This window comes from Campylobacter concisus (genome assembly GCF_002913545.1).
Classification (GTDB): Bacteria; Campylobacterota; Campylobacteria; order Campylobacterales; family Campylobacteraceae; genus Campylobacter_A; species Campylobacter_A concisus_AV.
Window position 1 is genome coordinate 1 of sequence record NZ_PPBR01000084.1, and the last position, 513, is coordinate 513.

Consider the following 513-nt stretch of genomic DNA (forward strand, 5'->3'; position numbering starts at 1 on the left):
GCAAATTTCACCATCACTAGAAATGGCGACAAAGCACTAGGAGATAGTGGAAGCTACGATCTTGGTAAAAAACAAACGCAGATAAAAGGGTTAAGGGCATGGGTAGAAGAAAAGCAGCGATTTTAGCGATGATTTTGGGCTTTACATTTTTAAATGCAGAGCAGGTTGAGATAACATCAAACGATTTTTTTGCTGATGAAAACAAGCAGATCAGCGAATTTGTGGGCAATGTAAATATCAAAAAAGGCTCATACGACGAGCTAAAGGCAAACAAAGTCGTTGTGCATTTTGATAAAAAGCGCCAGCCAGTAAAATATGTAGCCACAGGCAACGCCAGAGCTAAAATTTTCATGAAAGATAAGCACTATGACGGCAAGGGCGATACGCTCACATACGAGCCAGCAAAGCAGATATACACAGTAACTGGCAATGGCTACTTGCACGAGGTAGAGACTGAGAAAAATGTCTATGGCGAAAAGATCGTGGTCAATCAAAAAGATGGCTCATATAGTG

Annotated in this window: 1 protein-coding gene; it reads left to right on the forward strand. The window is 40.9% G+C overall.

Annotated elements, in window-relative coordinates; genetic code table 11:
• Nucleotides 1–98 precede the first annotated feature (98 nt).
• Nucleotides 99–513, forward strand: a 415-nt coding sequence (locus CYP05_RS04750; protein ID WP_103642151.1) for an LptA/OstA family protein, incomplete at its 3' end; no start/stop codon positions are given.